Source organism: Polaribacter sp. PL03, assembly GCF_033875165.1.
Lineage (GTDB): Bacteria > Bacteroidota > Bacteroidia > Flavobacteriales > Flavobacteriaceae > Polaribacter.
In genome coordinates, this window is the sequence record NZ_JAWZSV010000008.1 from 3410 (window position 1) to 13985 (window position 10576).

At 26.8% G+C, this 10576-nt stretch carries 9 protein-coding genes; all 9 read left to right on the plus strand.

The genetic code is table 11. The annotated features are described in order from the left end of the window. The first annotated feature begins 193 nt into the window (after positions 1 to 193). A complete protein-coding gene (locus SHK09_RS14785; protein WP_319811561.1) occupies positions 194 to 499 on the plus strand; it encodes a hypothetical protein in 306 nt (101 codons plus the stop codon). A gap of 2 nt (positions 500 to 501) precedes the next feature. Continuing rightward, positions 502 to 1437 carry a hypothetical protein gene (locus tag SHK09_RS14790; protein ID WP_319811562.1) on the plus strand — a complete coding sequence of 312 codons (936 nt, stop codon included), beginning with the start codon at positions 502 to 504 and terminating at the stop codon, positions 1435 to 1437. A 7-nt stretch (positions 1438 to 1444) separates the two neighbouring features. Then, complete coding sequence (locus SHK09_RS14795; RefSeq protein WP_319811563.1) at positions 1445 to 2497, plus strand: hypothetical protein; 1053 nt, start codon at positions 1445 to 1447, stop codon at positions 2495 to 2497. A 139-nt stretch (positions 2498 to 2636) separates the two neighbouring features. Continuing rightward, the gene (locus SHK09_RS14800; RefSeq protein WP_319811564.1) at positions 2637 to 3392 is read left to right on the plus strand and encodes a thioredoxin family protein; all 756 of its coding nucleotides are present in this window, start codon (positions 2637 to 2639) and stop codon (positions 3390 to 3392) included. A gap of 1558 nt (positions 3393 to 4950) precedes the next feature. After that, a complete protein-coding gene (locus SHK09_RS14805; RefSeq protein WP_319811565.1) occupies positions 4951 to 5715 on the plus strand; it encodes a hypothetical protein in 765 nt (254 codons plus the stop codon). 221 nt (positions 5716 to 5936) lie between these two features. Then, complete coding sequence (locus SHK09_RS14810) at positions 5937 to 6674, plus strand: hypothetical protein (protein WP_319811566.1); 738 nt, start codon at positions 5937 to 5939, stop codon at positions 6672 to 6674. Between the two features lie 169 nt (positions 6675 to 6843). Next, entirely contained in the window at positions 6844 to 7596 is a 753-nt protein-coding gene (locus SHK09_RS14815) for an SMODS domain-containing nucleotidyltransferase (protein ID WP_319811567.1), read from the plus strand. 2 nt (positions 7597 to 7598) lie between these two features. Then, positions 7599 to 8393, plus strand: coding sequence for an NARF domain-containing protein (locus SHK09_RS14820; RefSeq protein ID WP_319811568.1), 795 nt, complete (start codon positions 7599 to 7601; stop codon positions 8391 to 8393). A gap of 100 nt (positions 8394 to 8493) precedes the next feature. Further along, positions 8494 to 10155, plus strand: a complete 1662-nt coding sequence (locus SHK09_RS14825; protein ID WP_319811569.1) for a hypothetical protein — start codon at positions 8494 to 8496, stop codon at positions 10153 to 10155. Positions 10156 to 10576: the final 421 nt, after the last annotated feature.

Sequence of the window (10576 nt, forward strand, 5' to 3'; positions counted from 1 at the left end):
TAAAAACGCTAAATTTTTACGCCGTTTAAAAGGTGGCCTTTTAATCTTGCTTAAATTTATGCCTAATCAATGCTTTTTGCTTTTTTAAAAATGCTTCTAATTTTCCGGTGGAAAATTTGCCGCATTTTTAAATCGCAAAAATTTTTATACCAAAACGTTGGCAGTAATTAAACTCACTCAAACCTGAATTAGTATGTCAAAATTGATATTTGAAAGTAAGACCAAAAGAAAAACAGTTTATAAAACAGTTTATAAAACAGAAAAAGGTATTGAAATAAAGCCAATGCTTCATTCAAAAGAAGTGAATAAAAGCAGTAGTACTAATATCACATATTATTATGTCGAATATCAATTTAAAAATAATCTTTGGGTAATTTTGACTAATAAAAATTTATACGGAGAAACAAAAATAATAGATACTTTTACATCTAAAGAAAATGCAATAAAAACGGTAGAAGCAATAAATAAATCTATACATCTTCTTTTTGAAAATATTTAAAAATGAAACTAAAAAGAGAAACTTCAAATAATTACTATAAAGAATTTGATATAAATGGAAACATTATAATTGAAAATCAATATCCAGGTGATAAAATTGAATACGTTTATGAAAAAGATAATAGATTAATTAAAAAAAAAGTAATCGTAGATGATGGTCCAAACGAATATATATATGAGCATAATTATGAATATAATAATTTTGGTTATAGAATATCTGTATTTAAGACAAAAGAAACTTATCCTATTACAAGTTTTTCAAATGACCCAAAAACAAAAACAGAAGAAACCTACGAACCTATAACAACAACTGATGTAAAAATAGAGAATGGTAAGGTAATTTCTAAAATAATTACTGATTTCAGGACTAAAACAGTTAAAACTGAAAATATTTACGAACCCATAGAAGTAAAACCTTCTTTAAAATATGATGCGGAAAATAGAATTATTGAACGTATCACTGAAGAAAATCAAGAACAAGGAGAAATAATAATCACAGAATATCATTATTCACTTATTGTTTTAAAAGATAGTTATGGTGGAAGTTCAACACACAAAAAAATACTTGCTTTATCATTTATAGGTTATAAAGAAGAAGATGGTTTACCTGATGATGCTAACTTTCTGCTTGAAAGTATTGCAATTGAAATATTTGACGATGAAGATAACATTATTAATAGAGTAAGTCAATCAAATTTATACCAACAGACTTCAAATCCAATAAAAAGATCATTAAACTCTAATGATAAATATTATTTAGATGGCGCAACCATATCTATTGATAAGACATTTGATAATATTGAAAAAAATGTTGAATTATATGAATATGAATGGTTAACAAAGGACAAGAGATTACTTGTATCAATCACCTCTCTTTCTATAATCAATGACACAATAAATGTTTTGAATAAAACAGGATATGGTTACTTTGATGAATAAAAATATAATGTTAAAAAAACAAAACATAATAGAGGCAATAACTGAAATGAATATTGACTTGTTAAATGTCGTTTTAGACAATGACAAAGCATATATGGAAGTTTCAAAAGATTTATTTATAAAAACTTTAAGTAATAAATTTGAAATCTTAAAAAAGCAAGGTATTACTAAATTTGAACAAGTTTCAAAAGGTAGTTGTAATAAATGTTATAAAGGTTGTAATGGTTATACTTTTTTAACCAAAAACAATGATTATTTAGATTTACTTTTTAAAGAGGAAAATAATGAAATCATAGATTTATTTAGATGCAGTGCTTTTAAAAACAAAGAAACCCTAATTAAGAAAAAGTGCATCTATTTTAGGTTTAAAAAAGACGAAAGCAAAAATTATAATCCATCACCTCATATTTCTTTTCTTCAAAAACAAGTAAAAATTGCAGTAAAAGAATTCGAGAAGTTCGAGAATAAAATAACGGATATTGAAGAATTTATTTCTTGGTTTAAAGACAATAAAAAATTATATAATTCAGTAAAAAACTTTGATTGGGATTATAATTTTGTTTGGCCTTTTTTATCAATTTACGTAACTATTAAAAACTTTAATGAATTAGTCAATAATCATAATTCTTCAAAACAAGCACTTTCTGAATTTGACAATTCTAATGAAAAGTCAATTATAGATTGGTTAATAAAATATGAGAATAGTCGTATCGGAGTTTCAGGCGGTTATGAAAAAACAGAAAATTGGCAAAAAACGAATTTAATTCTTTTTAAAAACGGAGAAACATTTTTTGAGACAGGTGGAGAAGTAAAATTATATAAAAACATCTTAATAGATGTTAAAAATTATAAGGAAACAGTAGAATTTACGGATTTGTACAATAAATATTTTTGGGAATATGAAAATAAATATATGCCGACAAAAGAAATGATTGAAGTTTATGGCGATTTTGAAATGGAATTATCTGAATATTTGTCTGCTCGTAATTTGTACCCTGAAATTTTGAAAAAATATAACATAAAGCCGAAAGAAAAAATAACTACTGCCAACACCGTATAAAATTAATTGCTGGCTTTTAGCTTATTTACTAAAGTCCAAACGGACTTTCTTGGTTTGTGTTTTATTTACTAAATTTACTGCTTAAAACACGCAACTAACCTTATACAACAACGTTGGCAAACATTAAATACAAAAATAAATGAAATACCTGAAAATTTTATCTTTATCCTTATTTTTTATAACTTTTTTAGAAAATAATGTCGAACTTGAATTTCAAGATAAAAGTTTTGAAAATACGAATTTCAAAAAAGACTCAACATACAGTATTGTTGTAGATTCCTTTTTAAAAAAAATGAAAGGAAATTACGGTAAATCATTCGAAAAAAAAATATGGAATCATCATGACGAATTAAAAAATAATTTAATAAAAAAGAAATTTAATAATTTTATATTTAACGATTCAGATAATAAAAAAATAGATTTAAAAGATTATAAAATACCAACTATAATAATTGTAACAGCTTCTTGGTGTGCTCCATGTGAATCTTTAGTTCCTGCAATAAATGAGTTAAGTGAAAAATATAAAAAGAAAGTCAAATTTATTATGCTTACACATGATGTGGGAAAAAAAGCTGAAAATTACTCTTCAAAATTCAACAATAATGTAATAGTAATTCCATCATTGGTTAAAACAAATTCAATGAAACCAATTAAATTAGAAATTGGAAAATTCAAGCATCTTTTCTCGTTTCCAACAATTTATTTTCTTAATTCAGAAAAAGAAATAATTGAAATTCAAATTGGTGCATTTAAACCTGAAAGTTATTTTGTAAACGGAAAAATTGATCCAGAAACTCTATTTGAAGATAATTCAAAAATTGAAAATTCAAAAGAAAAAACTTTAATCAATAATTTAAATTTAATAAAAAAAGGATTAGAAAAAATAATGAAATAACATTTGCCAACACCGTGTATAAAAAATTGCTATTTTTAGCTTAACTAAAAGTTAGTTGCGTTTTTATAAACTTTGATTTTCATGCGGAAAATCTGCCGTTCATAAAAACGCAACTTTCCATAACACAAACACGTTGTGGTGCATTTCAGAGATAATTCTTGAGAATATAATTATATAATTTAAAATAAACTGAATTAAAAACTTAAAATTAAAAATATGAAAAAATATGCCTTGCCAATATCTATAATTGGACTAGTAATACAAAGCTTTGGAATTGGAGTTATGTTATACGGTGTTAACAACAACGAAACTTTTTACAAGGCTGGAACCTTTTTACTCTTTTTAGGAATGATCCTCGTCGCAGTTGGAATAATTTCAACTTATATGAATAGAAAATAATTGATATATATATTTATTCTATTTAAAACAAAAGATATTGAATTGAAAGAAAAGTTAGTGTAAATAGAATTTGATATTGAAAAGGATTGTATTTCAAAGTAGCAGAAAGATGGAAAAATATAAATAATCAATATCCCAAAGAAGCTGAATTATATTATAACAGTGGTTTTTAGATTCTGCAGAAAAACACCGGATTCTGGACGAACAAAAAGATGGACACATTAAGAAATGTGGTAAAATCCATGAAACTCTCTTAATTATTAAGAAAAAAAATACAAGAAATAACTTTTCGTGAAGATGAAACTTAACCTTTCGAATTCAGAAAGAATCAGTTAGTCGAATTAGAATTTGACAACAAAGAAAAATCAAACAATATCCCCCAAATTAATGCAGTAAAAATGCGGAAATAAAGAAAAACAAGAAAGTGAAAAAATATTTTTAGAACAAAATATTTGAAAGACTATTGGTTTTATATCAGTAATTAATTGAGTATTTTAAAAAACGACACCACAACACCGTACAAAATTAATTGCTTGGTTTTAGCCTACTTACGAAAGTCCTCGCGGACTTTCTATTCAGTTATTATTTATTAACTTTATTGCTTAACCACAGCAACTAATCTTGTACAAACACGTTGTAATTCATTGTTCAGAAAAATTGAAACGCTGAAAAAAAGCGAATTGAAAAACTGAATTTAGACGAATAAATTTTAAATCACTCAAATTCTGAATTGAAAATCTTTGTGGAATTCACTCAAATGCTGAAATGTTGAAAACGGAATTTTGTGGAACACTCTCTCGCGAGTTACAAATCAAACGGAATTGAAAATCTTTGCGGAATTAAAACGTTGAAATTTGCTCAAAAACGAAATCAAAAATGCTGAATTTTGTTCACGCTTTTTTTTTTAGAAAAAGTGTTTTACATAAAAAATGTCGGAATTTACTCATATGTTGAAAAGTTGGAAATGGAATTAAAATGTATTTACTCAAATGTTTCACAACAAAATTACAACACCGTATAAAAAAAATTGCTTAAATTTATGCCTTATCAAAGCTTTTTGCTTTTTTAAAAATACTTCTAATTTTCCGGTGGAAAATTTGCCGCATTTTTAAATCGCAAAAATTTTTATACCAAAACGTTATGTGTAACCTAAAAAAAAATGAGAAAAAGAACGAAAGTTGGAAAATGTAAACTATGCTTAGAAACCAAAGAACTAAATTTTGAGCATATTCCTCCACGTTCTGCATTTAATAAAGAAACAAAATATTACATAGTAGATCAAACGGAATATTATAAAAAAGCGAAAGAATATACTTTTGAAAACCTTAAACCAAAATCAAGAAAAGAACAAGGAGGTGTTGGAGAATATAGTTTTTGTATAGATTGTAATGGATTTTTAGGTTCTAAATACGTTAGAACTTATAAGGAATTTGCTCATATAGCAATGAATATAATTCAATCGAGTGACAAAAATGCTAAAGCCTTTCAATTTGATATTTCAGATATTAATCTTCTGAATTTCCTGAAACAAATAACTTCAATTTTTATTGCTTCTAATAATTTAATATTTACAGAATGTTATCCTGAATTGTTAGATTTTGTTAAAAATGAGAACTTAACAAAATTGCCTGAAAAATATAGATTTTATATGTATTTGAATAATGAAGGTCAAGCAAGAAATGGAAACATTCATTATACAAATTTGTACGGAGCAATATGTGAATTTACTTTCGCTCCTTTTGGTTTTGTCTTGAGTATTGACAATCCAAATCAATTAATGAAATTTACTGAAATAACGAGTTTCAAAAATTATGAAAAAAACAGGAAATTGATAAATCCATTAATTATTTTGAATAAATATGCTACATATTATCCTTTTCCAATGGACTATAGAACTAAAGATGAAATAAAAGGCAACACATAACACCGTATAAACTTTATTGCTGGTTTTAGCTCACTTGGGAAATTCCTCCGGAATTTCGCCGTTCGTGTTTTATTTACTAAATTCACTGCTTAAACAACGCAACAAAGCTTATACAACAACGTTAGCCATTATTAGAAAAACGAAACTTACGAATGAATAATCTACCAAGAAAAGTAAAATTTACAACTATACTAAATATTTTAAAAAAGAGACCAATTCCAATGTTTTTTGGATTTCTATTTACCCTAATTCCGTTATTTATTTTTAGTATTTTAACTATTGTATTTTTATCAATCGGAAATGACACACCAGAAATTGATTTTGAGTTAATCAAATCAAAAGGAAAAATAACCAATGCTAAAATAACAGGCATTGAAATTCAATATAACCATTCTCATAATGGTGTTCACCCAACAATAATTTCATATAACTATTTAGAAAAAGGAAAGGAAGTAAATTCAAAATATAAAGTTCTTGAGGAAAATAAAATAGAAGAATTGAAAATCGGAGATAATATTGAAATTAAAACATTTAATGAAAGTTCAATTATTAAGGACTTAAAACCTTATGATTTTTCAATTTGGTTCTTTCTATTTATTCCAATTCCATTTCTAATTATTGGGTTACCTTTTTTAATTTATTCAATTTTTAATTTAAAAAAAGAATTGAACTTATATAAGTTTGGAAAAATAGAGAAAGGAAAAATTATTTCAATGATGCCTAAATCAGGATTTGGATTATTTAATATAGGGCAAGGAATTATAGTACATTATGAAAATGAAATGAAAAACGGAAAAAAAATAATTGGAGAATCTATCACGTCTGATTTTTCGATAATGAGTGATAAAAAGAAAGGTGATTTTGTTCCTATTTTCGTTTCAACTGAAAATGAGAAAAAATCTTGTATTATTCCGAAATTACAATCTTTGAAAAATAACTGGAATATTGAATTTGAATAAAAAGAACAATGGCTAACACCGTGTATAATTAATTGCTGGCTTTAGCCAATTTACGAAAGTCCAAACGGACTTTCTTGGTCTGTGTTTTATTTACTAAATTTACTACTTAAAACACGCAACTAACCATACACAACAACGTTAGCAGCAATTAAAAAAAAAACCAAGCAATATGTCAGCAAATGATTACATATTAAATGTTATTAAAAAATATTATTTGAGTCCGATTTTAATAACGGATTCAAGAATTAAAAAAATGACAGATTTTCTTGAAAATTGGGCTGGTATATACTTAAATAAACTAAAACTATCTGGTTCAACAGCAAAAGACACTTTAATCAAAGGAAATACAGATATTGATATTTTCATTTCCTTAAAATCAAGCAATCCTGATACTTTAAAAACTTTATATAATAGTTTATACGATAACCTAAATAAAGAACTTGAAATCCGAAAACAAAATGTTTCAATTGGTGTAGTTTGGAATAATCTAAAATTTGATTTAATTCCTGCCAAACAACATAAGACTAATTCCAATTTTCACAGTTTATATGTAAGAAAAAAAGATACTTGGACTCAAGCCAATATTGATTTACATATAAATAAAGTTTCAAATTCAGACAGACTTAATGAAATTAGAGCTACAAAAATATGGAGAGAAAATCATAATTTGGAATTTCCATCTTTCTACCTTGAATTGATAGTTATAGAAGCTTTAAAAAACAGGAATAAGAATCAACTATCTACAAACTTTTGGACTGTTCTTGAATACTTACGTGACTCATTTAAGACCTTAAGAGTTATAGATCCTTCTAATTCAAATAACATTATTTCTGAGTCATTAACAATAACAGAAAAAAATAAAATAGCCCAACAAGCTGCAAATTCAATCAATCAACAATATTGGAAAGATATAATATCGTAAGTATGAAATTAAAAATATTAATTATCTTCTTTTTGACAAGTATTGTCATATATGGTCAAAACTCAAAATCTAATTCTATAGAGATAAATAAACTCAATAATAGAATTGAAATTCTGGAAGGTCAAAAGGAAAACATAAATAAACAATCTGAATTACTTGAAAAGGATTTTGAAATTAAAAAAAAAGACCTTAATTCTGAATTTTTAGCAAATAAAATTGAGATTGACCAAGATTTGAGCGGGATTAGAAATTTACTATACACTTTAGGAATTGGAGTATTAGGACTTCTTTTAGGCTATTGGTTTTATTTTAAAAGTTTCATAAACAGAAAAGCTGAAGAAATTTCTGAAAACAAAATTAACGACATCGTTTCTAATATTGTAGAAACTAACAAAGACAAAATAGTAAATCTTATTAAAAGCCAGAATTTAGAACTTCTTTTAAAAGAAAAAAGTCACCTTTTAGTTATAGTAGAAAATGAGATTGATAAAGAATTCTTATCAACTTTTTTTAAAGAAGTAAATATTAAAAATGTAACTTATTCCATCGGAAATAAATACACGAAACCAACATCAGATATCAATTTAGTGATTTTTGACGACCATAGGTTTACAAAAACAAATCATACTTTATTTAATGAATATTTAGAAAAATCTAATAATAACGATTTGTTATTTATCTTTTTTGGAGATAGATTTAATGCAATTGATAGAGAAAAAGTAAACTTTGCAAATTCTAAATTTACTCTTTACAATCAAATAATGAATTCACTAAAATATAATGAGTTGAGAAAATAACAGCTGCTAACACCGTATATAATTTATTGCTGGCTTCTCGCCTACTTACGAAAGTCCTCGCGGACTTTCTTGGTCGGTAATTATTTACTAAATTAGTTGCTTGAAACACGCAACAAACCATATACAACAACGTTGTGCTTCATGCAAGAAAAAACCAAAAATGATAGATTGGATTAGAAATTTATTGAAAAACGAAGAGCCAAAGGAAATCCTTAAGTGGGAAACGGAGGAGTCAATTCTTCAACACCTAAAAAAGAACATTAATGAAGATGGTTCTTTAAAAGAATCGGCTGAAACCCTTCCAGACGAAAAAAAAGCTGATGATGAAATAAAGTTCGCACCAGGTCTAATGGATGCAATGTTTGGCGCAGACGAATCGGAAGAATCTAAATCAAGAATAAAACACCTTTCTAGCCTAATTGGCAAAATTGCCAAAAACGGAGATAATCAAAGTAAATCAGACTTTTATAGAGAGATTACAGAGAATGAAAGTGTTATTGGAATTATAGACGAGTTTTTGCAAAAATTAGTACAAAGTTCATTACCTGTTGAGCCACATCTATTTGATTACGCTAGCAAATTAGCTACGAAAACAAATAATCGAAATACAGTAAAGTTTGGGATTGCTATTCTTGGATTATGCCAAAATAAGAAACCAATAGACGATATTAAAATATTGGGGCTTCATGATGAATTTACGGTTTTTTCAACTATCGCACTTTCAAATTTATCAGACAATTTAGTTAATGACTTGTGGGAACTTGCCAAACAAGTTGATGGTTGGGGAAAAATTCAATTAGTTGATAGATTGGCTGAAATGGAGTTGAATAGCGAAATAAAAGATTGGCTTATACTTGAAGGTTATAAAAACAACATAATGTATGAGTATTTAGCTTTAACCTGTGCACAAAATGGAATGCTCAACGAAAAACTAAATGCTGAATCTATTGACAACAAGCTTTATTCTTCAGCTAGTGATATCATTATTGCATTAATGGATGAAGGTCCTGCTGTTGGAATGTCAGGATATGATGAATCAAGTGAGGCTATAGAAAATTTTATACGACATTCAAAGAAAAGAAACTTAAACATCAATAGTTACATTACACTTCATAGAATCAAAGATTATTTAGAAGAACCACTAGAAGAAAATGAATCCTTAAAAAATTGGAATCAAAATGATTTATCTAATTGTCTAATAGATATTAATGAGTCATTAAACTCTAAAGATTGGACAGAAGAAGTCCAAAGTGCTTTAAAAAGTTCTGATAATGTTGAATATTGGAATGGTAAACAGGCAGCAGAAAAACTTGGAATTGACCTTTGGGATACTGTTTGGAATAAATTAATGCAAAATCCATTAGATAGTTCAGCTTGGTATGATGTAACAGCAAATGCAAAAGAGAATAATGTCGAAGAAATTATAGCTTTTGCAATAAACAACTTACCATTAGAATTTTTAGGTTCTGGACCAAGAGACTCTTCGGGAGTTGGAGATGATTATCAAAAACATTCTTCTTTAGATAGTGTAATAACTTTTTTGGAGAATTATCCGAAAAAAGGAGAAAAACTTATTCTAGTTGGTTTAGATAGTCCTGTAACGAGAAACAGAAATATGGCAATTCGAGTTTTAGATAAATGGAAAGCAGAAAATTGGTCGAATGAAATAACTGAAAAAATAAAAAGATTAAAGGCAATTGAACCAAATCAAGACACTAAAAATAACATTGAACGTCTTTTAAAAGGAGAAGAGTTGGAATAAAGCACGAAAGCACAACAATGTATATAAAAAATAGGCGAAACATTAATAAAATCAAGGCTTTCGGGTCGTATCAAACTTTGTACTTAACCGAAAGTTCTGTGCTTCGAAATCGCCTACTTTTCATATACTAACCGTTATATTTCATTGCTCAAAAATCCAAAAATGCGGAATTGAAACTCTGAAAAACAAAAAAACTGAATATTTGTGGAACACTCTCTCGCTCGTTAGATTTTTTTAAAATGCGGAGTTTAGCAAGTTTATAGAAATTATGAATTAAGTAAGTTTGCGGAATTTTTACTCGCACGAAAATTGAAACGGAATTCCAAAGTTGCGGAATTGAAAATGTTTGCGGAATCAAAATGTTTGAATTTACTAAAACTCAAAACAAAAAATGCGGAATTTTTCACGTTTTTTTTTTAGT